Source organism: Campylobacteraceae bacterium (assembly GCA_013215945.1).
Taxonomy (GTDB): Bacteria; Campylobacterota; Campylobacteria; order Campylobacterales; family Arcobacteraceae; genus NORP36.
Genome location: JABSOM010000006.1, coordinates 70,702 through 95,556, shown reverse-complemented (window position 1 = coordinate 95,556; position 24,855 = coordinate 70,702). Strand labels below are relative to the sequence as shown.

Here is a 24,855-nt window from a genome sequence, read left to right as displayed (position 1 = left end):
TTATGCCCTATATGTTTTGCAGTCATTAAAATGTACGGCTGCTTCTATTGTATCTCCTACTTTAATATGAGAAAACTGTCTGTTTTGGGGAAGTGATACTTGAATTTCTTCTTTTGTACCTTGAATAATTGCTAGAAGTTTTGTATTAGAACCATCAAATAAAATACTTTTAATATCTAAGGTAAAACGATTTAAATCCGTTAATTCCTTCTCTGGCATTAATATAATAGCTTCGGGCCTTATATATACTTTACAAGTATCTTTTATTTCTTCTATACAAATAACCTTTAACTGCAAAGAATTCTCTAAAACTACCGTATCATTTTGGGTGAATTTTCCTTGGAATATATTGGATTCTCCAACAAAACCTGCTACAAAAGATGTTTTTGGGTTTGAATAGAGATTTTTGGGTGTATCAATTTGCTCAAAAACTCCATTGTTCATAACAGCTACTTTATCACTCATTACTAAAGCTTCACTTTGATCGTGAGTAATATAAATAAAAGTCGTTCCAAATTCTTTTTGAAGTTTTTTAAGTTCAATTTTCATTGTTTCTCGCAGTTTTAAATCCAGCGCTCCTAAAGGTTCATCAAGTAGTAAGATAGAAGGTTCTAATACAAGTGATCTAGCAATTGCTACACGTTGTCTCTGTCCTCCTGAAAGTTGTGATACTTCTTTTTTTCCATAACCTTTTAAATGAACTTTTTCTAAAATAGCAGCTACTTTTTCTTCAATCACTTTTTTTGAAAGTTTTTTTCGTTTTAATCCAAAGGCAATATTTTCTTCAACATTCATCATAGGGAAAAGTGCCAAGTTTTGAAAAACTAAGTTTACTGGACGATTATTAGGAGCAATTCCAATCATTTCTTCGTCTCGTATTAAAATAGAACCAGAACTTGGTTCTAAAAAACCTGCAATCATTCGCAGAAGTGTGGTTTTCCCACATCCTGAGGGTCCTAGAATTGAAAAAAACTTTCCTTCTTCTACAACAAAATCAATACCATTTACTGCATTATGGTCTGCAAATTGTTTTTGCAAATCCTTTATTTCTAATACATTCTTCATTCATTCCCTTTGTTTATAATAAACAAATTTATGCAATACAAACGCTATTTATATTGCATAAATTTGGAAAAGAGGGTAAACCCTCTTTTTTTATCTTGATGCTTTAATTTTATCTAATAACTTACCTTCTAATTTTTCAATTTTTGCAGGTACTGGTGGGTACCAATTGATATTATCAAGGTCTGCTTTTGAGTAAGAACGCTCAAAGTTTGCTTTAATTTCGGCATTTAAAAATTCATTAGCGCCTTTAGAAGCTGTTCCATAACTCTCTTTATTCGTAAAGTATGCCGCATTTTCTGGTTTTAACATAAAGTTAATCCATTTATAAGCACCTTCAACATTTTTAGCTTTTGCAGGAATTGCAAAAGTATCAATCCAACCTAAAGCACCACTTTTAGGAGCAACAAAGTCAATATCTGGATTCTCTTTATGAAGTTTCCATCCGCCATTATCCCAACCCATTGCTACATATACTTCACCTGTTCGTAACAGTTCAAGTAAAGCATCTCCATTTGCATAATAGTTTTTAGCATAAGGTTTAGCTTTGATTAAATCTTTAGCTACGCCTTCCATCATTGTTTTGTATGCTTTTGTATCGTTATACTTAGAAAATGGATCCATACCTTTTGAAAGTGCTATTGCTAATAAAGTAGGTCTTTTTAATCTGTATGTAATTCTTCCTGTATATTCTTTATTTAATAAATCACTATAATCGCTCGCATTTGGAGCCATTCTTTTATTAATAATTAAACCAGAAGTACCATAATTAAAAGGAACTGCATAAGATTCACCTTTAACTTTAGTATTTGTTTTTACTGCTTTTAACATAGAATCAATAATTTGATTTTCTTCAATTTTAGAATAATCTAAAGCTTGATAAATTTTGTATTTTTTTTGAACAGATGAAATTCTATCTTGACTGGGTTGTGCAAGGTCAAAACCAGCTCCTCTAGTAGCTCTAAGTTTTGCAATCATTTCTTCATTATTTGAATACGTAAGTTCAACTTTAAGACCTGTTTGTTTCTCGAATTTTTCAACCAAAGCTTTAGGTGCATAACCTTTCCACGTTAGTATTTTTAGGGTATCTTGTGCCAGTAAACTTGTACTTGAAAGTAAAGCAATTAATCCAGCGCTTAATAAAATGGTTTTTTTCATATTCTTCTCCAATTGATCTTGTCTCTTGACAATAAAGTGGTTTATCTTTTTCTGTGGCAGAAAAAGACACAAAAGTATCGTTATTTCAAATAAAATCTAATCCAATATAAATTTTATGAGTCATTAATTTGTATATTATTTAAAAAAATAATAAGGCAAGTTATAGAAATTCGAATACATGAATATTAACATCATAACATTCTAATGTTATGATTTATAATGACGTATAGAATTTTAAAACTTTCTTAAAAAGATTTCTTTTTACAATAATTGTGTCAATACTACAACTTTTTGTAGCCATTGTATATAAAATATAGAAGTAATTCTTTTTTTTTATATTCTTTTAATCATCATAACCTTATCATGTTAATATAAAATGACTTGCACGTAGTATAAAATTTTTAAATTACATAAGAGTTACAATAAAGAAAAATATTAAGGCTATGTGTAATATAAAAACACTTACATTAAAAATATAAACAATTATTTTTAAAATACAGTGCTAATGATAAGTAGTTTTTATAAGTATTCGCTTTTTTTGTATAATAAAAGGATTGAAATGATGGGAATAAATGCGATTATTGAAAAAAGTAGAATTAAAATTGTTTTACTTCCTTTAGGTATTTTATTTATATCGTATTTTTTGTTTTCAGATGAAAATATGAAAACTATTTTTGCTGGCATTGCTATTTTTATTATTGGTATGAAATTTATGGAAGCAGGTTTTAAATTATTTTCTGGAAATAGTTTAGAAGCTTTTTTAGAAAAATCAACCAATTCTTTACCAAAATCAATGTTTACAGGTTTTTTTGCAACTACCTTGGTCCAAAGTTCTTCTTTGATATCTATTATAATTATCTCTTTTTTAAGTATTAAAATCATAACTTTATCCCAAGCCATTGGCGTAATTTTTGGTGCAAACTTAGGATCAACAACAACAGCATGGTTGGTTGCATTTTTGGGATTAAAATTAAATATTTCTTCTTATGCAATGCCGATGATAATTTTAGGCGTTTTAGCTACTTTTTTAAAAACCAGAACCTATGAAGCAATAGGAAACGTACTTTTAGGTTTGGGGTTCGTTTTTTTAGCTATTTTTTATATGAAAAGTGGTTTTGAAAATTTGCAAGGAAATATCGACTTTTCTTTGTATATAATTGATGGTTATTTGGGTTTTATTATTTTTGCTCTCATTGGTGCATTTGCTACAATTATTATGCAATCAAGCGCTGCTTCTATGGCACTCATAATTACAGCCCTTGCTTTGGGCCAAATTTCTTATGATAATGCTATCGCTCTAACTATTGGAGTTAATGTAGGAACTCCTTTTACCGCTGTTTTAGCCTCCCTTGGTTCAAATGTAAATGGAAAACGTTTGGCTTTGGTACATCTATTATTTAATGTAATAACAGCATTATTTGCATTAGTATTTTTAGTGTTTCTAAAAGATTTTATTGATGTTATTGCTGTATATTTTGGAATAAATGATGATAATTATGCTATTAAACTCTCGCTTTTTCACACTCTTTTTAATTTAATAGGCATAGTGGTTTTAAGTCCTTTTATTTCTAAATTTGAATATTTTTCTAAGTTTCTTATTAAAGAAAAATACCAAGCCACCTATAAACCTAAGTTTATATCAAAAGAATTAATAGACGTGCCCGTAATTTCTTTAAAAGCTTTAGAAAATGAACTGGTTCACTTATATAAGAGTTCCCAAAAGATTATTTTACATACCATTTCTTTACATAAATCGGATGTTTTTGGTAAAAAGAATTTAGAAAAAACCATTCAAAAATCGAATAAACATATTTATTTAGACAATATTTATAATAAAAATATGAAATCTTTATATGGGGATATTATGCATTTTGCTTCTTTATCCCAAAAATATATGAATAAAGAAGATATACATAAAGTATTCAAATTGAAAATTGCTGCAAAAGAGATTATTAATGGAGTAAAAGAAGTGAAAAAATTGGAGAAAAATACTTCTTTATATTTAAAATCAAAAAATACTTTTATAAAAAATGAATACAATGTTTTGCGCATGGGACTTGCTAATGCTTTAAAAGAAATAGATTTATTAGCAAATGATAAATACAGTTTTGAAAAAAAAACCAGCAAATTGAATAAAATAAATGAGCATATAGCTGCTTTAGATATTTTAAGTAATGGTAAAATTGACTCACTTATAAGAGAAAATAAAATCAATGCGAAAATGGCATCATCTTTAATAACGGATGCTTCAACAACCTACCATTTGTGCAAAAAACTATTGTTAATTTCTAATATATTATTTGTAAAAGAGAACAATGAAGAACTGGATGTTTCTTAAGTAAAAGAAATTCCTACAGTTCTTGAAAATAGTTTATTCTTTTTTAAAGAAATAATACCTTTTTTGTCTTTAAATATATACTTAGTATTGTCATCATCTGCAATACCACACCAAGGTTCTAAACAAACAAAATCAGCATTCATTGGAGCCCAAAAACCAATAAAAGGGAAACCTTCATAACTTATATTAACACTTTTAGTATTTTTGGTGTTTTTCAAAGATACTTTTTTTGATTTTATATTTTCAAAAATGAGAGCATCTTTTTGGAAAATATTTTTTTCTAGTTTAAGTATCTTAGAATTTAAATAGTCTTTTTTTGTTTTAGAAATACAACCATTATCCAGATTTAAACACAATAAATCAAGATTTTCTTTTTCTTCAAATTCTAAATAAGACTCATCAATTCCAGCTTTTAAAATAAAAGCAGGGTGAGCGCCTAAAGAAAATAGAATATCTTCGTTTGAAGATACTTCATAGTTAATATCAAAAGAGTCTTCTTTTAATGTATAAGTGATTTGTAAAAAAAAAGTAAAAGGATAGTGTTTTAATGAATTACTGTCTTCTTTTAAAGAAAATACCAAAGTATTTGTATCTTGTTTTACAAAAGTAAACTCTTTGTGTCTTGCAAGGCCGTGAATAGGTAAAGAATAGTTTTTATTATTGTATTTGTAGTTATTGTTTTTTAATTTTCCAACAATTGGAAATAAAACAGGGGAGCTTCTGTTCCAGTAAACTTTTTCTTTTTGGTGTAAATATTCTTCTTTCTTATAAGAAGCAGAAATAAGTTCTGCCCCAAGAGAATCAACTTTTAGTGCATATATATTATTACTTATTTCATAAATCATTTTTAACCTTTATTTAACAAAAGAAATATTAGTGTGAATCTCTTGCAAACCATTTTTTATCAAGTATTTTAGTATAAGGTTGCTGTAACTTCAAACATGCTCCATCTGCTAATCCTTCTACAAAATCTCTGTAGATTTCTTGCCAAGGTGTTTCATTTTCTAATCGAGGAAGAACTAGGTTTTTTTTACGCTCAAGAATCTCTTCTTTTGAAACCAACATTTGTACTTCTCTTTGATTTAAATCAATTAAAATATCATCGCCTGTTTTTAATATAGCTAAACCTCCACCTGCATGGCTTTCTGGTGTTGCATTCAAAATAGATGCACTAGCACTTGTTCCACTTTGTCTTCCATCCCCAAGCGTTGGAAGAGCAAGTATTCCTTGCCTTACTAGTTTATCAGGTGGAAGCATATTAATAACTTCTCCTGAACCTGGATAACCTAAAGGCCCACAGTTTCGCATAAACAAAATTGATTTTTTATTTATATTTAAACTCTCGTCATTGATTCTGTCATGATAATCTTCAGGGCCTTCAAAAACAACGGCTTTTCCTTCAATTTTTCCATCATGAATAAAATCTTTTAAAAACTTCTCATCAATTACTGAAGTTTTCATAATAGCAGAGTCAAATAAATTTCCACTCATTACTAAAAAACCTGCATTTTCTAAAAGAGGTTGATCATATGTTTTTATGACATCTTCATTTAAAATACTGGAGTTCTGGTAATTTTCTTGGGTTGTTTTCTCATTTACTGTATAAGTATCTAAATGAATTTTGTCTTTTTTAATTAACTCATTCATAATAGCACCCAAACCTCCTGCACGATGAAAATCTTCACTTAAATATTTCCCTGCGGGTTGGCAGTTTAACAAGAGTGGAATTTTATAACCATATTCTTGCCAATCATCAGTAGTAATAGTAATACCAATACTTTTAGCAATAGCATTAATATGAATAGGCGCATTTGTAGAAGCGCCTATTGCAGTACAAGCAACAATAGCATTAATAAAAGACTCTTTTGTCATAATATCAGAGGGTTTTATGTCTTTGTTAACCAAAGATACAATTTGTTTTCCTGTTTCATAGGCATTTTGACCTCTTTCTCTATAAGGTGCTGGAATGGTTGCACTGTGTGCTAAAGACATTCCTAAAACTTCACTAAGGCAATTCATAGAAGTGGCTGTTCCAATTGTATTACAATAGCCAACACTAGGAGCAGAAGCAGCTGCTATGTCCATAAACTCATCATAATCAATCTCACCTTTTGCAAATTCTTTTCGTGCATGCCAAATAGCAGTTCCTGAACCACAAAGTTTTCCTTTATGATAACCATTTAACATAGGGCCTACAGAAAATGTTATAGAAGGAATATTTAAAGTCCCTGCTGCCATTAACGCAGCAGGTGTTGTTTTATCACAACCAATGGTAAAAATTACCCCATCAAGAGGATAACCATAAATAGTTTCTACCATAGATAAATAAGATAAGTTTCTATCCAATCCTGCTGTTGGGCGTTTCCCTGTTTCTTGAATGGGATGGGTAGGAAACTCAATAGGAATACCACCAGCATCTCTTATTCCATCTTTTAATCTTGATGCTAATTCTATATGGTGTCTGTTACAAGGAGATAAATCACTTCCCGTTTGAGCTATTCCAATGATAGGTCTGTTTCCTTGAAGCTCACCTCTTGTTAATCCATAATTTAAATAGCGCTCCAAATATAAAGCAGTCATTCCAGGGTCTTTTTGATTATCAAACCAAGCTTGACTTCGGTACTTAAATAGTTTTCTATTTTTATCCATTTTTTCTCTTTTCAAATTAATGTTGATATAAATTAGGCTTTTGACCTTTTACATTTGTTTCTAATATAAAGGTACTCCCACTTAAAGGGAAAGCAAGTAATTCTTCTTTACTTAGACCTTTTTGTGCACTTGTAATAAAAAGTGTTTTAAAATCTTTTCCTCCAAAACAACAAGAAGTTACATTGGGAACAGGAAGTTCAATTATTTTATCAATTGAACCATCGGCTTTATATCGTGTAATTTTTGATCCTGCCCAATGAGCTGACCAAATATAATCTTCTTCATCAAGGCATAAACCATCAGGATAACCATCTTCATCTTTTATACGAACAAAGATTTGTTTATTGCTCATAGTAGATGTTTCCAAATCATAATCATAAACATAAATAACTCTTTTTGGACTGTCTGTTAAATAAAACTTACTTGAGTTTTTATTCCAACCCAAACCATTAGAAATAAACAAATCTTTTTCTTTTTTTACACAAATGTTTTTATCTAAACAATATAAAGAACCAGTAATTTTTTCTTCATTATTGTCCATCGTTCCTGCAAAATATCTGCCTTTTGCATCGCATTTTCCATCATTAAAACGGTTATTAATTAACTCCTCTTCAGGATTAATTAAGGAAGTGATTTCTTTTGTTTTTAAATCTAAATACTCATAACCTTCATTAGTAGTTGCGAGTAATTTATTCTCACTTGTAAAAACAAAAGAAGCAATTGTTTTTTGAAATTGAAAATGTTCTACTGTTTTTGAATTTAAATCGTATTTATATATTCTTTTATCTTTTATATCGCTCCAATACAAAGAATTTTCATTTTCTTTGTATAAAGGACCTTCCCCTAAAATACATTTAGAATCGGGAATAAAGGTAAGTTTATGCATTTATCTTGTTTCTTCCAATTACTGGGTATTGTTCTACTTCATAAATAGAACCATTTGCAGGAATTGAGTAATCACTTAACCAAAAAATAGCATGTTTTGCAATTTCTTGTGGTGCTAAAATAGTCCCCCTTGGTGCAAAAGCTTTATTAATATTTTTATACCAATCTTTAGAATTTCCTTCTCCTAATTGTGTTTCATTCTCTTTATCTGTATGGGTCCAACCTACATTTATTTGATTGACTCTGATTTCATATGAACCTAAATAATCAGCTAAATTTCGTGTCATTGTCATTAATGCACCCTTAGAAGAGGAATAAACAAGAAGATTATCTTGCCCACAATAAGAGTTAATAGAACCCATATTTACAATTGAGCCTTTTATTTTATGTTCCATAAAATGTTTGATGACAGCTTGACATAAAAATAAGGGGGCTTTATAGTTTACATTCATAATATAATCATAATCTTCATAATTGATATCTAAAATAGTATTTCTAGGAAAAACTCCTGCATTATTTACCAAAGAATCAATTCTTCCAAATACCTCAATAGTTTTATCTACAATGGGCTGAAGTTCAATTGCTTTTGATAAATCTGCGCACACATAAGAGGTATTCTCTCCTAATTCTTTACATAAAGCTATGGCTTTATCTTTTGAATTATGAGAAGAATGTATCATTACTTTAGCCCCTTTGTTAAGAGCTTCTTTAACGATTTCTAAACCAATACCAGAGGTTCCACCTGTAACAATAACTACTTTATTATTTAAGTTCATCTTCTTTTCCTATCTAATTCTATTTTTTGTTTCTTTATCAAAAAAGAGTATTTTTTTAGCCCAAACTTTTAAATTAATATCTTCTCCATCTTTTTTTGAACCACTAGGAGATACTCTTGATACTACTTCTGTATTGTTTAAATTAATATGTAAAAATACATCAGACCCAGTTAATTCAGAGAAATCAATTTTTGCACTTAAATCTTGCAGTTCATTGGTAACACTTGCATCCCTAAAACCGTTTTGAATATGCTCCGGTCTTAAACCAGAAATAACTGTTTTGCCAAGATACTTTTCTAAATCTTCATATTTATGATCTAGGTAAATAATATTATCTACACCCGACTCATTAATATAATTAACAAAATACTTATCGTCTTCTTTTTGTATTTCTACTTCAATGAAATTCATAGAAGGAGAGCCTATAAAACCAGCTGTAAAAAGATTGCATGGGTTTTCATAAACATTAGATGGGCTATCAAATTGTTGAATTCTTCCTTTGTTCATAATGGCAATTTTATCAGCCAAAGTCATAGCTTCAACTTGATCATGTGTAACATATACAATTGTTTTTTTAACTCTTTTATGCAGTTTTTTAATTTCTGCTCGCATTTTTACTCTAAGCTCTGCATCAAGATTTGATAAGGGCTCATCAAAAAGATACATATCCGGTTCTCGTGAAATTGCTCTTGCAATCGCAACTCTTTGTCTTTGACCTCCTGATAATTGTGCAGGTTTTCTATTTAACAATTCTTCAATATGTAAAATATCAGCTGATTTTTTAATTCTATTTTTTATTTCTTCTTTTGAATATTTTGATATTTTCAACCCAAATTCAATGTTTTCTTTAACTGTCATATTAGGATACAAAGCATAGGATTGAAATACCATTGCAAGTCCTCTGTCTTTTGGTTCAAGCTGAGTCAAATCATTCTCTCCTAAAGAGATAGTTCCTTGATTAATATCTTCAAAGCCAGCAATACTTGCTAATAGAGTTGATTTTCCGCAACCACTAGGTCCTACAAGAACTAAAAATTCTCCTGCTTTTAAATCGATGTCAATACCTTTTAATACTTCGGTTTGATCATAACTTTTATGTAAATTTTTTATTATTAGTGATTTCATTTTACCTCTTTTATTTAATGGCCCCAGCCATTAATCCTTTTACAAAATATTTCCCTGAAACAACATAAGCAATTAATGTAGGTGCTACTGCTATAAGTGCTGCTGCCATATCAATGTTATACATTTTAACAGCAGATGTTGAGTTAACTAAATTATTTAAAGCAACCGTAATAGGTTGTGTATCTGAATCTGTAAAAACAATTCCAAATAAGAATTCATTCCATACTTGTGTCATTTGCCAGATAAAACAAACCATAAAAATAGGCATAGAAACAGGCAATAAAATTTTAAAGAAAATCCTAAAAAAACCAGCTCCTTCTATTTTGGCAGCATTGATTAATTCTGTTGGAATAGAAACATAAAAATTTCTAAAAAACAGCGTTGTAAAAGCAATTCCATATACAACATGTACAAATACTAAACCCCAAATACTTCCCGATAAGCCCATAAATCCCATTGTTTGTGACATTGGAAGTAAAATTACTTGAAAAGGAATAAAACATCCAAATAATAATAATGAGAAAAAAATCTCAGAATACTTAAATTTCCATTTTGCAAATACATAACCATTAAATGCACCAATAACTGAAGTAATTAATACAGCAGGAATAGTAAGCATAACTGAGTTAATGAAATAGGGTTTAATTCCACTTGAATCAGGCCCAATTCGAGCATTGCTCCAAGCATCAATCCATGGTTGAAAAGTAACTACTTGAGGTAAAGACAATAAACTTCCATTTTTAATTTCTTCAATACTTTTTAATGAAGTAATAATCATTACAAAAATTGGTAATAAAAAATAAATAGCACAAATGACTAATATTGTATAAATGAGTACACGTGAAAGAATACTTGAAAAACTTACTCTTTTTTTTGTTTTCATCATGAATTTTTCCTTAATTCTCTGTATAAGTACGGAACAATAAATATCATGATAATAAACAACATTATCATGGCAGATGATGCTCCAAAAGCCAATTTATTTCTTGCGAATGAATAATCAAACATAAACAGTGAAGGCATGATACTTGAGTATCCAGGACCTGCTTTTGTCATAACTAAAACTAAATCGAAGGTTTTAATTGCTAAGTGCATTAATATTATTACGCTTGAAAAAAATACTGGTCCTAATTGAGGAATAATTATCTTCCAATAAATTCTAGGCATTGATGCACCATCCAGTTTCGCTGCATTCATAACTTCAGAAGATATTCCTCTTAACCCTGCAAGAATCATAACCATGACAAAACCAGTAGATTGCCAAACGGCTGCTATTACAATAGTATAAATGGACATTTCTGAATTTACAATCCAGTCAAAGGTAAAGTTAGGAAAACCCATTTGTATTACAAAATTTTCTAAACCCAAACCAGGATTTAACATCCATTGCCATACCGTTCCTGTTGCTATAAAAGATAAAGCCATAGGATATAAATAAATGGTTCTAAAAATACCTTCAAATCTAATTTTTTGATCAATAAAGATAGCTAACAATAGACCTATTAATAGGCAAAAACCTATAAATAATGATGAGAAAATAAATAAATTTTCCATTGCTAGCCACCATTTTGCATTGCCGAACAAAGAAATATATTGTTTCAGTCCGGCAAAGGTATATACAGGTAATATTTTTGAATTGGTCAATGATAAAATCATATTCCAAAAAATAAACCCGTATATAAAGATGATCATAATTAGAAAAGTAGGACTTACAATTAATTTAGGAATAGCATTCTCTAAAATCTTAAGTTTACTTTTCATATTTAACCTTTATTCTTTTTCGCTTTTAATTGTAGAAGCTAATATTTTAGTAGCTTCAGCTGAAGACATTTTTGAATTATAGAAGTTTGTAACTACATCAAAAAATACACCTTTTAAATTATCAGTAATAGCCATTTGATGCGCCATACTAGGTACTAATGTTTTAGAATAAGATGCAGCATTTAATTGATCCATTGATCTTAAAGCAATATCATCAAACTGTGTTCTTGGAGCTTCTAGTGAAATTGGAATTGAACCTTTTTTTGTATTAAAGGTAACTTGAAAACTTTTATCTAAAATAAGTTGTGCCAGTTTTTTCTGAGCAACTGCTTTTTTAGCATCTTTTTGATCAAACATTACAAATGAATCAATATTATAAATATAAGAACCAGACGTTTGAGGTGTATCTAAAGCAACATAATCAATACCTACTTTTTTACCAGCAACTTTAAATTCTCCTTTAGCCCAATCTCCCATAAATAACATAGCTGCTTCACCTTTGTATACCATTGATGTAGCTAAATTCCAGTCTCTTCCTGGGGCATTTTTATCAGTAAATGATTTAACCATTCTTAAGATGTCAAAAGATTTTTTGATCGTATCAGACGCCAGCGCTTTTTCATCTAAATCAACTAATGCTTTCGTATAAAAATCAGCTCCACCAACACCTAAAACAATAGTTTCAAACATTGTAGTTTCTTGCCATGCTTGTCCACCAGCTGCTACAGGAATAAATCCAGCTGCTTTGATTTTTTTAGCGGCTACTTCAAATTGTTCCCATGTAGTTGGAATAGAAGCACCTGCTTTTTTGAAAATAGCTGGATTAACCCACATCCAGTTAATTTTATGTACATTTACAGGAACAGCTACATAATTACCTTTGTATTTCATATGTTCAGCAAAACGAGCAGGAATTATTTTATCCCAGTTATTTGCTTTTGCAACGTCATTAAGATTAAGGGTTGAACCAATTTCTGACCACTCTTGAATACTTGGTCCTTTAATTTGTGCAGCACTAGGAGGATTACCAGCAATAACTCTACTTTTAAGTACAGTCATAGCATTTACACCATTTCCACCAGCCACTGAAAAATCTTTCCATGTATGACCACTTTCTTCTAATAAACCTTTTAATTTTCCAATTGACTCAGCTTCAGAACCACTTGACCACCAATGTAAAACTTCTACTTCTGCACTGTATAAAGATAAAGACCCAAGTAATGATAGAGCCACTGTCATTTTTTTTAATGTTTTCATTTATTCTCCTTAATCTTATATTCATTCCATCATATAAGAAAATAGTTAGCTGTTTAAGTGTTTCACCTTATTATGTAACACTGTTACAGAAAATGCTTTTCATGCTTTACATATTTACATTAACAAGCTTAAATTTAGCTTATATTAAAAAGTATGAATATCGATTAAATAGTACTTAAAGAGAATATAAAGAAAATAATGATAGAATATTTATGAAAAAATTTACATATAATTAGTTACATTAAGGAAAATTTATGGGAATTAGAAAAATAGCTGCTTTAGCAAATGTTTCAATTGCAACTGTTTCAAGAGTACTAAATACACCAGAGTTAGTAAAAGAAAACACCAGAAACAAAGTATTGAAAATTGCTCAAGAACTTGAGTATCATAAATACAATAGTTCTTATACTCCCGCTTTGAAAAAAGATGAAATTGCAGTAATTATGCCTGATGTAATAAACTCCTTTTTTGCAAGAATACTTGAAGGTATTGTTAAACAAGCAAAAGCACTAAAATTGCCATTAAACCTCTATTTAACGCATGATGATCCAGAAGAAGAACTCATAGCAGTAGATACTATTCTTCAAAAACAAACAAGAGGTGTTATTTTAATTCGTTCTCGTAATAAAGAAAAAGAATCTTCTAAAACAATTTTAAAATTGAACAAATACAATATTCCTTTTGTTTTAGTTGACAGAGATATTTCTTCTACTAATAACTCTGGGGTATTTTTATCAAATGCAAATGCAGTGTACGATGCTATTAATTTATTGCTGCAAGATGGTTATGAAAACATTTCCATTATTGCAGGAAGTAAAAACAGTTTAAATTCTAATCAACGCTTAGACGGTTATAAAGAAGCCTTGAATAAACATAATATTATAAGCCAAGAAAGTAATATTTACAGGGGTGATTTTTCAATGCAAAGTGGACTCGAGTTAACCAGAGAGATTTTAAAGAAAAAAGTGCTACCAGAAGCGATATTTTCGTGTGCAAATGAAATTACTATTGGCTGTTTAAAAGCAATTTCCGAGCATGGTTTAAGAGTGGGAAAAGATATTAAACTGTTTTCTTTTAACAAATTAGATGCCTCTTATTTAAACAATTTTGACATTTCTTATGTAGAGCATCCGGTTGAATCTATGGGTGAAAAAAGCGTTACAATATTAAAAAATAAATTTGTTGGAACAAAGGGTTTAATTAGAGAAATCGTTAATTATAAAATACACTATTAATAAAAAGGGAAAAAATGAATTATAATGAAGTTTTAGACGAGACTAGGTTGATTGCTATTTTAAGAGGTATTACACCTTCTGAAATATTAGGGGTGGCAAAAATATTGGTTAAAAGTGGATTTAAAATAATTGAGGTTCCTTTAAATTCTCCTGATGCTTTTAAAAGTATTAAAATGCTTGTTGATGAGTATAAAAATGACAAAGATATTTTTATTGGTGCTGGAACAGTATGCACTGTAAAAGATGTTGAAACATTAAAAGAAACAGGTGCATCTTTGGTTATTTCCCCGAATGTTGATGCAGAAGTTATTAAAAGAAGCAGGGAATTAAATCTTATTTCAAGCCCTGGGTTTTTAACTCCAAGTGAGGCTTATATTGCTATTAAAGCAGGTGCTCATTCTTTAAAACTCTTTCCTTTCAAACGTTTTGGTATTGGTTATTACAATGATATAAAAGTTATTATTCCCAAAGAATATCCTTTAGTTGTAGTAGGTGGAGTAGATGAGGAAAATATTTCTACTTTATTAGAAGAGGGAGTGGAATATTTTGGATTAGGAAGTTCTTTATATAAACCTTCTATGGACCTAGGTTTACTTAAAACAAAAGCAGATTTTTTTGTTAAAGCAATCAAGAACTATTATGACTAAGCTCATAATAGTAGATTGGGGTACAAGTAATTTTAGAGCACAGGTTCTAAATGAAAAACTTGAAGAAGTTCACAGTATTTCTTCAAATGAGGGAATGTTACAATTAAAAAAAAATGAATTTCATGCGTATTTAATTAATATTCTAAAAGACTATTTAGATGAAAACAGCATTATAATAATGTCTGGAATGGTTGGAAGTATGAATGGTTGGATAGAAACTCCTTATGTAGTCTGTGATACTTCTTTATCTTTACTTTCTAAAGAACTTGTAAAAATTCCTGATATCAAAGAAAATATTTATATTGTTCCTGGCGTTAAAAGTTTAAAAAATAATAAAATTGATCTAATGAGAGGAGAAGAAGTACAAGTTTTTGGTGCTTTAAAATTATTAAATAAAAAAGATGCAATGTTGATTCTTCCAGGAACTCATTCTAAATGGGTAGAAGTAAGAGGTGAAAAGATTATTGATTTTAAAAGCAATATGACAGGAGAGGTGTTTAATTTATTAAGTACCAAAAGTCTTTTGGCAAAATCAATTTCATCTCATGTAATAAACGAAGATACTTTTAAAAAAGGTTTGGAATTATCTTTTACTGATACCGGTTTACTTAATCAAATTTTTCAAGCACGAGCACAAGCTTCTATTCTAGGTGAGCATAATGTATATTCTTTTCTTTCTGGAATAATTATTGGAAATGAAATTAAAGAAATGAAAAATGTATATGAATGTAAGGAAGTTATTGTAGTTGGTTCTTCTTCTTTAAATGATTTATATACGCTAGCTCTTAATTTTTACAAAATTAAGATACAAAAGGTTGATGCAGGACTTGCTACGCAAGAATCAATGAAAGTTTTATATAAAGAAATAAGAAATTCAAGGAATTTAATATGAAAATGACATTCAGATGGTATGGAACAAATGATGTGATTTCTTTAGCCCATATTAAACAAATACCTGGAATTTCTGGAGTAGTTAGTTCTTTAGTAGATATTCCAGTAGGTGAAGTATGGCAGAAAAAAGATATAAAGAATTTACAAGATGAAGTACATGCACATGGTTTAGCTTTAGAAATTATTGAGAGTGTAAATGTTCATGAAGATATTAAACTGGGTTTACCTTCAAGAGATAAATATATACAAAACTACAAAGAAACACTAAAAAATTTATCTGAATTTGGTATTGAAACGGTTTGTTATAATTTTATGCCAATATTCGATTGGACAAGAACGGAACTTGCAAAAGAATTAGAGGATAAATCTACCGTTTTATCTTTTGACTATACACAATTAAAAGATCTTAGCGCCAAAGAACTAATTGAGCGAATAAAAAAAGATTCAAATGACATGGACTTACCAGGTTGGGAAACTGAGCGTTTGGATAAAATTGAAGGTTTATTTGAAGCCTATGAAAAAGTAAATGAAGAACAACTTTGGAAAAACTTAGAATATTTTTTAAAAGAAATTATTCCTTATGCCCAAAACTGCAATATTAAAATGGCAATACATCCAGATGATCCTCCTTTTAGTATTTTTGGACTTCCAAGAATCATGACCAATGCTTCTAATTTACAAAGAGTACTTGATATTATTCCTTCGCTTTCAAATGGTTTAGCTCTTTGCTCTGGTTCATTAGGGCCAAATGAAGACAATGATATTCCTTCTATGATAAGAGATTTTGGAGCGCAGGGAAAAATTCATTTTGCCCATGTACGAAATGTAAAACGCAAAGGTGAAAAAAGTTTTCATGAGAGCTCTCATTTATCAAGTGATGGTTCTTTGGATATTTATGAAATTATGAAAGCCTATAATGATATTAATTTCCAAGGACATATACGTCCCGATCATGGAAGAATGATTTGGGGAGAAAAAGGTATGCCTGGATATGGATTATACGACAGAGCTCTTGGAATTACGTATTTAAATGGACTTAATGAAGCCATTTCTAAAGCAAAAAATAAAGAGTAAACTAATTATTTATGCCTTAAAATAGATACTTACACTGTAGAATAGGAGATAAATTCACTCTTAATAGTTCTATATTGAAAAGAAGTTTGTTAAAAGATAATATATGACAGAAATTTAATTTAGCAATAATGAAAAAATATATGAAACTAAATTCCCACTTTCTCTCAGAATACTGCATTCCTTGTAAATAAGAGTTGTTAATATCCTAATAAGTAGAATTATTAACACCCTTTTACCAAATTATAAAATATAATTTGGTAAAGTAATTTTTTCTTCTTTTTGTTGAAAATATATATCTAAAAAGATATTATTAATTATATATTTTCCTTGTCCAATTTTTTTTATTAGTCCTTTATCTTCTAAAGAACTGTTTACATTATATAAAGTTTTACTATTTAGGTTAATTTTCTCTTTGTTTGCAATTGAATATAAAACATTTAACGAGTGTTTTTTCAGTTTTGCGTTAGATAATACTTCATCTAAGTAAGCTTTATTATTTAAAATTACATCTATTAAACTTTCATACCCATCTTTATTTGTAAGCTCCTTTATATTATTTACAATGGCTTTAAAATATAAGTGCTGCAATACTTGTAATGAATAATCAGGATGTCCTCCCAAGTAATCTAGTAGATACCTTAGTGATTCACATTTAATACCTTTATTTTTAAACTGTAAAATACTATATTCGTATAACTCATCTATGTCTAAGGGTAAAAGTGAAACAATTGTTACAAAAGGAAAGAAGGGCGAAGTTCTGTATTCAAAGATTTTCGTCATAATTGTCTCCATACTCCCCAGAAAAATATAGGTAATATTTTCATGCTGTTTCATCACAGAACTGCTTTTAATTAAAATTTCATCTGTAGCTATATTTAAAATATCTTGAAATTCATCAAGAGCAAACTTAATATTTATATTTTTCTTTTTTGCAATACTATTCATAATATTTAAACTATGTAAATAGTATTCAACGTCATCAATCTTTTTATTTTCAAGTATCTTAATTGTAGATTCTGCAATATCATCTATTTTTAATTTTTGAATAGCTTTGAAAAGATCAAACATTGAGTTTTTTGTTTGATATAAGAAGTTATCAATCGAATATATTTTATATGCACTGTCTATTATCGTATCTGCTAATGCGGTAAGAGAACTAGCTCTTTTAATATCAACATATACAAATTCATACTCTTTTTTATTTTTTAGCATATGTTTTACCAAAGAGGTTTTCCCAAATCTTCTTGGCGCTTTAATCATAAATGACTGATTGTGGTCAATATAAGTTTTAAACAGTGCTAAATGTTTGTTTCTACCAATAAAATTTTCTCCCGTTACTGGTTTACCCGTTATAAACATTATTATCCTTATCAAGTTATATATAAGATAATTATATCTACTAATTAAATGGATGTCAATTTTAACAAGTAAAATTCTACTTATAGTTGCTATATCTATTAATTATATAGATAAATTAATCATATATATTAATGGATACTTGTGAATATTTCTCTCTTATAAGAATAAAACTAAATATTTAATATCATTTTCAAAAAATATTCTTCAAAATATTTCAAAATTATTTTATTTTATTTGCTTCAATTTTGTGAAATGTGAATAAAATTATTTTTACCATACCGATATAGTAGGCTATTATTGATTTAATTTCAATTTTTGTTTAATTATACTTTTGCTGATATCATTTAAAAAATATCTATCTTTTCTCATATGAAACAAATACTGGCAATATTAAGTTCTTAAATTTAATGATACTAAAAGTTACATATTAAAAATAATAGTTTTTTATAATTGTAAAATATTTTTTAATTTGTGTAGAATATACCTATTTGTGCTAGGATTAATTTAGTTTATGTTCCATATAAATTAAACAAAATAAAAAAAGGAAACAAAATGAAAAAAAGTATTGGTTGGGTATTAAGCCTAAGTTTAATGTTAAGTTCACTTCTTGGGGCTGCTTCAATTTTGAAAACAAAGGGTCCAAATGGTAATAGTGCTGTTTCATATAAAGAAATTAATATTTCTAATGATCAAAAAGATCAAATAAGAAAGAAGAATTTGAAAGCAGTTTTATTGTTACATACGAGTTCTGATTTTACGAATTCGATTAAACTTGGAGTGCAAGAGTCTTTTAAAAATCTTGGTATAGATTTAGTCTTAACAACGGATGCTGGTTTTGATTCAAATAAACAACGTATGGATATTGAAACAGCTATGGTATTAAACCCTGATATTATTATTACATTAATATTAGATCCCGTTTCAGGCGCGGTGGCATTAAGACCAGCTATTGAAAAAGGTATAAAAATTGTATTAATTAGCAACTTACCTAAGGATTTTAAACATCTTAAAGATTATGCATCTATTGTAACAGATGATTTATTTGGAATGGGAGAAGCTGTTGCACAAATGATGAATACACAGTTAAAGGGTAAAGGTAATGTTGCCTTAATGTACCATGATGCGAATTATTATGTTACCAATCAAAGAGATCAAGCTGTTAAATCAGTTTTAATCAAAGAATACCCCAGTATTAATATTATCACCTCAAAAGGAATTGCAAATCCCAGTGATGCGGAAGCAATTGCGGGCGCTATTATTACTCAAAATCCAAATGTTAATGCAATTTATGCACCTTGGGACAGTATTGCAGAAGGTGTTGTAGCAGCAGCAAGATCAGCGAATAGAAGAGATATTAAAATATATACTATGGATTTAGGTGAAATTAATGCACTAGATATGGCAAAAGGAAGAAATATTTCTGGAATAATTGCTGATTTACCTTATGAATTAGGGGAAACGGTTGCTAAAGTGGGAGCATTAAATGTAATTAATATAAAAACACCACCTTTTATTACAGTTCCTGCTATTAAAATTTCAAAAGATAATTTAGAAGAAGCGTGGAAAGAATCATTAAAAAGAGATTTACCAAAATCGGTTAAGAGAGCATTATCTAGATGATAGAAAAAGAATATGCAATAGATATTGAGAACTTAAACATAAGTTTTAATAATGTAAGCGTTTTAAAAAATGTAAACTTCTCTTTACGTGAGGGGGAAATACACGCTTTGGCTGGTAAAAATGGTGCTGGAAAATCTACTTTAATGAAAGCCATTACAGGTATTAATCCCTCTGATAAACATTGCATTAAAATTTTTGGAAAAAGTTTTGATAAGTACACTACTGCTGAGGCTCTTGAATCAAAAATTGCAATGGTATATCAGGACTTAAGTTTAGTCAAAACAATGAGTATTAGTCAGAATATTTTTCTTAATAACGATTCTTTTAGTAAATATGGCATCTTAAATGATGCCTTGGCTAATGAAAAAGCAAAAGAACTTCTTCTTTCATTAGGAATAGATAATATTGATGTAAATACCTTAGTAAGTGACATTTCTGTAGGAGAGGCACAATTAGTTGAAATTGCAAAATCATTAGCAAATGAACCTAAAATTTTAATTCTTGATGAACCTACTGCTTCATTGACGTCAGCTGAAGTTAGTAAGTTATTTGAATCAATTAAATTGCTTCAAGCAAAAGGCATGAGTATTGTATATATAACTCATTATTTGGATGATATTATGAGTTTATGTAATGCCGTAAGTGTTTTAAGAGATGGCGAAATTATTTCTTCTTGTAAAACTGAAGATACTTCTATTGAAGAAATAATTTCAGGCATGTTAGGTGAGGATAATTTAAGCACGCGTAATTGGAGAAATAATAAAGAAGTCATTGATAAATCTGAAATGCCTTTATTGGAGTTAAAAGATATTTCAAGCTCTTATGTTAATAATATAAATTTAAAAGTATACAAAGGTGAAATTGTAGGTTTAGCTGGTTTACTTGGAAGTGGACGAACAGAAATATTAGATTTAATTTATGGTTTAACAAATAAAGATTCTGGTGATGTAATTATAAAAGGGGAAAAAGTTACTATTAATTCGGTGCAAGATGCGATTAAGAATAAGATTAGTATGTCTCCTGAAGAAAGAAGAACACAAGGCTTAGTTCTAGACTTTAGTATAAAACATAATCTTGTAATGCCAATATTAAACGAAGTATCTAAGATGTTTATGATTAATTCAAAAAAAGAAATAAAAATTGCTTCGCATAATATTTCCTATCTAAAAATTAAATGTAATGGTCCAGAGCAGGCAATAAAATATCTATCTGGGGGAAATCAACAAAAAGTTGTTATAGGAAAGTGTTTGGCTAGTAAATCAAATATTCTACTTTTAAATGATCCCACTTTTGGAATTGATATTCACTCAAAGCTTCAAATTATGAATATTATAAAAGAGTACGTAAAAGAAGGAAACTGTGTCATTTTTGTTTCCTCAGAATTTAAAGAAATTGCTGATTTTTGTGATAGGACATATATCGTAAAAAAAAGAGAAATTGTAAAAGAGTTAAACAATGATGGCTTAAGTGAAGAAAAACTTTTACAAGAAGTACAATAAGGAAAATTATGGTGAATATTAAGAATATAAATTGGAATGACTATATTATATATATTGTTTTTATAGCAATTTTTGTTTTTTTTGCAGTTACATTAGGAGATAAGGGCTTTTTAAGTTCTCAAAACTTGATGAATATTGTGCGACAAACAACTATGATAGGAATAATGGCAGTTGGGGTAACTTTTGTTTTATCAACGGCAGAGATTGACCTCTCTTTTGGAAGTATTGTTGCATTAAGTGCTATTGTTTGCGCGCTTGTACTTGAGAACACAGATAATATTGTAATCAGTGTTTTTGCAGGATTAGCAGCAGGTACCTTAGTTGGTGCTATTAACGGTTTTTTTGTGGGATATGTCAATATTCCAAGTTTTTTAGTAACTCTGGGAATGACAGGCATTGTTGCAGGTATTTCAAGAAATATTACAGAACTTAGATCAATTCCAATTGATAACGATACTTTCTCTTTTATTTTTGGAAATGGTGATATTGCAAATGTCTCAGTATTATTTATATGGTTGTTATTTGTAGGTATTGTTGGGGCAATTTTATTAAATAAAACCTCCTTTGGGAGGCAGGTATTAGCAACGGGTGGCAATATGTTGTCTGCCATTTATTCTGGTATTAATGTCAGTAAAATAAAAATGCAAGTATTGATGTTAAACGCATTTTTAGCTGCTCTTGCTGGTATTTTATATGCAGGTAGATTAGAAGGTGCAAGATATACTCTTGGTGAAAATGATTTAATGATGGTAATTGCTGCTGTTATTATTGGAGGAACCAGTTTATTTGGTGGAAAAGGTAGAATAATTGGTTCAATTATAGGGGCATTGTTAATGGGTATCATAAACAATGGACTGATTTTAATGGCACTATCCATAGATCATCAAATGATTTTAAGAGGAATTATAATTATTCTTGCTGTAACAGTTATGATGAAAACTGAAAAAAAATAGAAAGGTATAATATGAATTCGATTAAAAACATAATCAAAGAAATGAGTTTAGAACAAAAAGTTGGACAACTCTTTATAGTTGCTTTTCCTTCTAAAGATATAAATAACATTTCTCCACTTATTGAAAAATACCAGATTGGGGGATGTTATATTTCAGATGAAAATGCACGTTCTTTTGATGAAGCACAAGAGTTAAGCAATAAAATACAAACAATAGCTTTATCTCAAAATAAACATCTTCCTTTGCTTCTTGCAGTAGATCAAGAAGGGGCTTGGAGTGTTCTATCAGATGACTCAATTACAGGACCAGGTAACTTAGCGTTGGGCGCATTGAATGATGTAAAAAGAACTGAAGAAATGTACAGTATTTTTGCACAAGAAATGACAGATGTAGGTTATCAATGTATTTTAGGACCATGTTGTGATATTAATTTAAATACAGACAATCAAATTATAGGAACGCGAGCTTTTGGAGAAAATGCAGAGCTGGTTTCATCTCATGTAAAAGCATCTATTAGAGGAATGAAACAAAACAATTGTATAACAGCAGCAAAACATTTTCCAGGACATGGAGATACACATAGTGATAGCCATAGAGAGATTCCTATTGTAAATAAATCTAAAGAAGAATTATTTAAAAATGAGCTTTTACCTTTTCAAGCTGCAATTGATGCTGGAGTTGATTTAATAATGACAAGCCATATTTTGTATCCTAGTTTTGATGAACAATATCCTGCAACACTTTCTTATAATATTTTAACAAAATTATTAAAAGAAAAAATGAACTTTAAAGGCTTAATAATTACGGATAGTATGAATATGGGGGCTATACGAAAAACCTATTCAGTGGAAGAATCAACTATTTTAGCTTTAAAAGCTGGGGCTGATTTTATAATGCTTTCAGAAGAACATTATGATCATAATGAAGATTATTTAGAAAATCAAATCAAATCCATACATTCAATTATAGATGCCGTTAGAAATAAGGATATAGATATAAAATTAATTGAAGAGAAACTTGAACGAATTATATCGTTCAAAATAGAAAAAATTTTAAATAATAGAAAAGAAGTAGCTAGAAGAACACGTGTAAATAATATAAATGTTGAAAAAAAAGTTAGCTATGATTCTATTAAGTTATTAAAAAATAAAACACTTAAATTTCCTTTAATAAATAAAAAGATAGCACTGGTTAATGCTACACCTATTAGCTCTTATAGTAATGTAGTTAATATAAGAGGTATTGGTCCAAATCAAAGCATTAGTGCATTTACAACATTTAGTGAAACATTTGAAGCTCTTAGTAAAAATTCAAAAATTATTTCTTATGAAAATACAAGGCAAGAAAATTTAGATTCTTTTGAGACTATTATTCTTGTAACAGAAGACTATCCTTTACCAGGTGAAGATTTTGATAAAAAAGAACAAATAAAAAGAGTTAATGAAATACTTACAAAGTATAATGACAAAACACTGGTGCTTGGGTTAAGAAGTTCGTATGAATTAAAGCATTTTCCTAGTGTCAATAATTATATGTGTGCATATACAAGCCGTAATGTAAGTGCAAAAGAAGCTGCAGAAAAACTATTAAATATCAGTGTTAAGTAAAAAAGAAACTTCTTTTTTACTTAACTTTTTTAATCGTTTCTCACAAAATTTTAATATTAGAAAGTAAAAACTAACTAAGATAATAAATTTAAGGGAATGTATTGTATTTAACTTTAACATTTTAATTCTTCTTTTTATAATTAAAAGTAGTAATATGAGCATTTTTTTATTTCTTATTTAATTTATGACAGAACTATTTAAAGGGACTTAAGGAAGTCCTTTCTAAAGCAAAAAATAAAGAGTAAACTCTTTATTTTTAACTTACATTATTCCAAAATGATCCCAGGCTTCAACAGTCGTCATTCCTTCTTTTAAAGCTTCCATTACTTTTTTCTCAGTATTTGCTTTTTCAAAGGCTTTTATAAAAACTTCTTTTACATGTTCTTTTGGAACAATACAAACGCCATCTATATCGCCTACAATAATATCACCATCATTAATAGTAACTGCTTCAATTTTAATAGCTACTCTGTATGCAATAACTTTTCCTCTTGGACCTTGATCTTGCCCGTAAGAACCAAAAGAAAAAGTGGGGAAGTTTAATTTATTAATGCCTCTTGTATCTCTGTGATAACCATTTACAACAGCTCCTCTTGCTTTTAATTGCAAGGCTCTTGTAGACATAAGTTCTCCCCATAAAGCATAAGTGGGAGAGGAACCTGCACAAATGTAAATTTCATCTTCTTTTAAATCATCCAAAGCTTCAAACATTATTCCAAAAGCTCTGTTATAAACATCACTTTTAGAATCTCCTAAAGTAAGTTCAAATACATCTGTTTCTAAAACAGTCATAGCCCTTCCAATTAATAAATCTGCTTTTGGATTCAAGGCTTTAATTTGAGGACTTAAGAATTGATTTCTTAAATTCATAAGATCCATTACATCCCCAATTACTGCTGTAAATAATTCTTTTTGAGCTAAAGCAAATAATTCTTTATCATTTTTCCAGGTATACACAC

21 protein-coding genes are annotated in these 24,855 nt (G+C 29.1%); 9 read left to right on the top strand and 12 right to left on the bottom strand.

The features are described from left to right. Positions 1-1,065, bottom strand: coding sequence for an ABC transporter ATP-binding protein (locus HRT41_07765; protein NQY23917.1), 1,065 nt, complete (start codon positions 1,063-1,065; stop codon positions 1-3). A 90-nt stretch (positions 1,066-1,155) separates the two neighbouring features. Continuing rightward, positions 1,156-2,220: an extracellular solute-binding protein gene (locus HRT41_07760; protein NQY23916.1), complete on the bottom strand. Its 1,065-nt coding sequence runs from the start codon at positions 2,218-2,220 to the stop codon at positions 1,156-1,158. 559 nt (positions 2,221-2,779) lie between these two features. Here HRT41_07760 and HRT41_07755 point away from each other — a divergent pair. Next, positions 2,780-4,558, top strand: coding sequence for a Na/Pi cotransporter family protein (locus HRT41_07755; protein NQY23915.1), 1,779 nt, complete (start codon positions 2,780-2,782; stop codon positions 4,556-4,558). Here HRT41_07755 and HRT41_07750 read toward each other — a convergent pair. From HRT41_07750 to HRT41_07715, 8 genes are read right to left on the bottom strand one after another with little or no spacing between them, the layout of a single operon-like run. Then, complete coding sequence (locus tag HRT41_07750) at positions 4,555-5,403, bottom strand: aldose 1-epimerase family protein (protein ID NQY23914.1); 849 nt, start codon at positions 5,401-5,403, stop codon at positions 4,555-4,557. The two genes, HRT41_07755 and HRT41_07750, sit on opposite strands and share 4 nt — an antisense overlap. Before the next feature lie 28 nt (positions 5,404-5,431). Continuing rightward, on the bottom strand, positions 5,432-7,207 hold the full coding sequence (locus HRT41_07745; protein ID NQY23913.1) for a dihydroxy-acid dehydratase family protein: 1,776 nt from the start codon (positions 7,205-7,207) through the stop codon (positions 5,432-5,434). A 16-nt stretch (positions 7,208-7,223) separates the two neighbouring features. Then, positions 7,224-8,093, bottom strand: coding sequence for an SMP-30/gluconolactonase/LRE family protein (locus HRT41_07740; GenBank protein ID NQY23912.1), 870 nt, complete (start codon positions 8,091-8,093; stop codon positions 7,224-7,226). Next, entirely contained in the window at positions 8,086-8,868 is a 783-nt protein-coding gene (locus HRT41_07735; GenBank protein NQY23911.1) for an SDR family NAD(P)-dependent oxidoreductase, read from the bottom strand. Before HRT41_07735 ends, HRT41_07740 begins: the two co-directional genes overlap by 8 nt. A 9-nt stretch (positions 8,869-8,877) precedes the next feature. Next, positions 8,878-9,993 (bottom strand): sn-glycerol-3-phosphate ABC transporter ATP-binding protein UgpC, encoded by a 1,116-nt coding sequence (ugpC, locus tag HRT41_07730; GenBank protein NQY23910.1) that lies wholly within the window; start codon positions 9,991-9,993, stop codon positions 8,878-8,880. Positions 9,994-10,003: 10 nt separating this feature from the next. Continuing rightward, positions 10,004-10,876: a carbohydrate ABC transporter permease gene (locus HRT41_07725; GenBank protein NQY23909.1), complete on the bottom strand. Its 873-nt coding sequence runs from the start codon at positions 10,874-10,876 to the stop codon at positions 10,004-10,006. Next, positions 10,876-11,754, bottom strand: a complete 879-nt coding sequence (locus HRT41_07720) for a sugar ABC transporter permease (protein ID NQY23908.1) — start codon at positions 11,752-11,754, stop codon at positions 10,876-10,878. The genes HRT41_07725 and HRT41_07720 overlap by 1 nt, the downstream gene beginning before the upstream one ends. A gap of 9 nt (positions 11,755-11,763) precedes the next feature. Then, a complete protein-coding gene (locus HRT41_07715; protein ID NQY23907.1) occupies positions 11,764-13,011 on the bottom strand; it encodes a carbohydrate ABC transporter substrate-binding protein in 1,248 nt (415 codons plus the stop codon). A 254-nt stretch (positions 13,012-13,265) separates the two neighbouring features. On the opposite strand from HRT41_07715, the gene HRT41_07710 reads away from it, so the two are divergent. From HRT41_07710 to uxuA, 4 genes are read left to right on the top strand one after another with little or no spacing between them, the layout of a single operon-like run. After that, a complete protein-coding gene (locus HRT41_07710) occupies positions 13,266-14,246 on the top strand; it encodes a LacI family DNA-binding transcriptional regulator (GenBank protein ID NQY23906.1) in 981 nt (326 codons plus the stop codon). A gap of 14 nt (positions 14,247-14,260) precedes the next feature. After that, positions 14,261-14,893, top strand: a complete 633-nt coding sequence (locus HRT41_07705) for a 2-dehydro-3-deoxy-6-phosphogalactonate aldolase (GenBank protein NQY23905.1) — start codon at positions 14,261-14,263, stop codon at positions 14,891-14,893. After that, positions 14,886-15,785, top strand: a complete 900-nt coding sequence (locus HRT41_07700) for a 2-dehydro-3-deoxygalactonokinase (protein ID NQY23904.1) — start codon at positions 14,886-14,888, stop codon at positions 15,783-15,785. Before HRT41_07705 ends, HRT41_07700 begins: the two co-directional genes overlap by 8 nt. Then, positions 15,782-16,858 (top strand): mannonate dehydratase, encoded by a 1,077-nt coding sequence (uxuA, locus tag HRT41_07695; protein NQY23903.1) that lies wholly within the window; start codon positions 15,782-15,784, stop codon positions 16,856-16,858. The genes HRT41_07700 and uxuA overlap by 4 nt, the downstream gene beginning before the upstream one ends. Before the next feature lie 240 nt (positions 16,859-17,098). On the opposite strand, the gene HRT41_07690 is transcribed toward uxuA, so the two are convergent. Continuing rightward, positions 17,099-18,217, bottom strand: a complete 1,119-nt coding sequence (locus HRT41_07690) for an ATP-binding protein (protein ID NQY23902.1) — start codon at positions 18,215-18,217, stop codon at positions 17,099-17,101. A gap of 552 nt (positions 18,218-18,769) precedes the next feature. Here HRT41_07690 and HRT41_07685 point away from each other — a divergent pair. From HRT41_07685 to HRT41_07670, 4 genes are read left to right on the top strand one after another with little or no spacing between them, the layout of a single operon-like run. Then, positions 18,770-19,837: a substrate-binding domain-containing protein gene (locus HRT41_07685; protein ID NQY23901.1), complete on the top strand. Its 1,068-nt coding sequence runs from the start codon at positions 18,770-18,772 to the stop codon at positions 19,835-19,837. After that, a complete protein-coding gene (locus HRT41_07680; protein NQY23900.1) occupies positions 19,834-21,336 on the top strand; it encodes a sugar ABC transporter ATP-binding protein in 1,503 nt (500 codons plus the stop codon). The genes HRT41_07685 and HRT41_07680 overlap by 4 nt, the downstream gene beginning before the upstream one ends. An 8-nt stretch (positions 21,337-21,344) precedes the next feature. After that, entirely contained in the window at positions 21,345-22,289 is a 945-nt protein-coding gene (locus HRT41_07675) for an ABC transporter permease (GenBank protein NQY23899.1), read from the top strand. 11 nt (positions 22,290-22,300) lie between these two features. Next, a complete protein-coding gene (locus HRT41_07670) occupies positions 22,301-23,896 on the top strand; it encodes a glycosyl hydrolase family 3 (GenBank protein ID NQY23898.1) in 1,596 nt (531 codons plus the stop codon). Between the two features lie 261 nt (positions 23,897-24,157). Here HRT41_07670 and HRT41_07665 read toward each other — a convergent pair whose 3' ends face one another. Beyond that, positions 24,158-24,853: an RraA family protein gene (locus tag HRT41_07665; protein ID NQY23897.1), complete on the bottom strand. Its 696-nt coding sequence runs from the start codon at positions 24,851-24,853 to the stop codon at positions 24,158-24,160. Positions 24,854-24,855: the final 2 nt, after the last annotated feature.

Bases quoted from the DNA above. Each gene is read 5' to 3' on its own strand.
- HRT41_07765 (NQY23917.1), bottom strand. From the start codon at position 1,065: ATGAAGAATGTATTAGAAATAAAGGATTTGCAAAAACAATTTGCAGAC.
- HRT41_07760 (NQY23916.1), bottom strand. From the start codon at position 2,220: ATGAAAAAAACCATTTTATTAAGCGCTGGATTAATTGCTTTACTTTCA.
- HRT41_07755 (NQY23915.1), top strand. From the start codon at position 2,780: ATGATGGGAATAAATGCGATTATTGAAAAAAGTAGAATTAAAATTGTT.
- HRT41_07750 (NQY23914.1), bottom strand. From the start codon at position 5,403: ATGATTTATGAAATAAGTAATAATATATATGCACTAAAAGTTGATTCT.
- HRT41_07745 (NQY23913.1), bottom strand. From the start codon at position 7,207: ATGGATAAAAATAGAAAACTATTTAAGTACCGAAGTCAAGCTTGGTTT.
- HRT41_07740 (NQY23912.1), bottom strand. From the start codon at position 8,093: ATGCATAAACTTACCTTTATTCCCGATTCTAAATGTATTTTAGGGGAA.
- HRT41_07735 (NQY23911.1), bottom strand. From the start codon at position 8,868: ATGAACTTAAATAATAAAGTAGTTATTGTTACAGGTGGAACCTCTGGT.
- ugpC (NQY23910.1), bottom strand. From the start codon at position 9,993: ATGAAATCACTAATAATAAAAAATTTACATAAAAGTTATGATCAAACC.
- HRT41_07725 (NQY23909.1), bottom strand. From the start codon at position 10,876: ATGAAAACAAAAAAAAGAGTAAGTTTTTCAAGTATTCTTTCACGTGTA.
- HRT41_07720 (NQY23908.1), bottom strand. From the start codon at position 11,754: ATGAAAAGTAAACTTAAGATTTTAGAGAATGCTATTCCTAAATTAATT.
- HRT41_07715 (NQY23907.1), bottom strand. From the start codon at position 13,011: ATGAAAACATTAAAAAAAATGACAGTGGCTCTATCATTACTTGGGTCT.
- HRT41_07710 (NQY23906.1), top strand. From the start codon at position 13,266: ATGGGAATTAGAAAAATAGCTGCTTTAGCAAATGTTTCAATTGCAACT.
- HRT41_07705 (NQY23905.1), top strand. From the start codon at position 14,261: ATGAATTATAATGAAGTTTTAGACGAGACTAGGTTGATTGCTATTTTA.
- HRT41_07700 (NQY23904.1), top strand. From the start codon at position 14,886: ATGACTAAGCTCATAATAGTAGATTGGGGTACAAGTAATTTTAGAGCA.
- uxuA (NQY23903.1), top strand. From the start codon at position 15,782: ATGAAAATGACATTCAGATGGTATGGAACAAATGATGTGATTTCTTTA.
- HRT41_07690 (NQY23902.1), bottom strand. From the start codon at position 18,217: ATGTTTATAACGGGTAAACCAGTAACGGGAGAAAATTTTATTGGTAGA.
- HRT41_07685 (NQY23901.1), top strand. From the start codon at position 18,770: ATGAAAAAAAGTATTGGTTGGGTATTAAGCCTAAGTTTAATGTTAAGT.
- HRT41_07680 (NQY23900.1), top strand. From the start codon at position 19,834: ATGATAGAAAAAGAATATGCAATAGATATTGAGAACTTAAACATAAGT.
- HRT41_07675 (NQY23899.1), top strand. From the start codon at position 21,345: ATGGTGAATATTAAGAATATAAATTGGAATGACTATATTATATATATT.
- HRT41_07670 (NQY23898.1), top strand. From the start codon at position 22,301: ATGAATTCGATTAAAAACATAATCAAAGAAATGAGTTTAGAACAAAAA.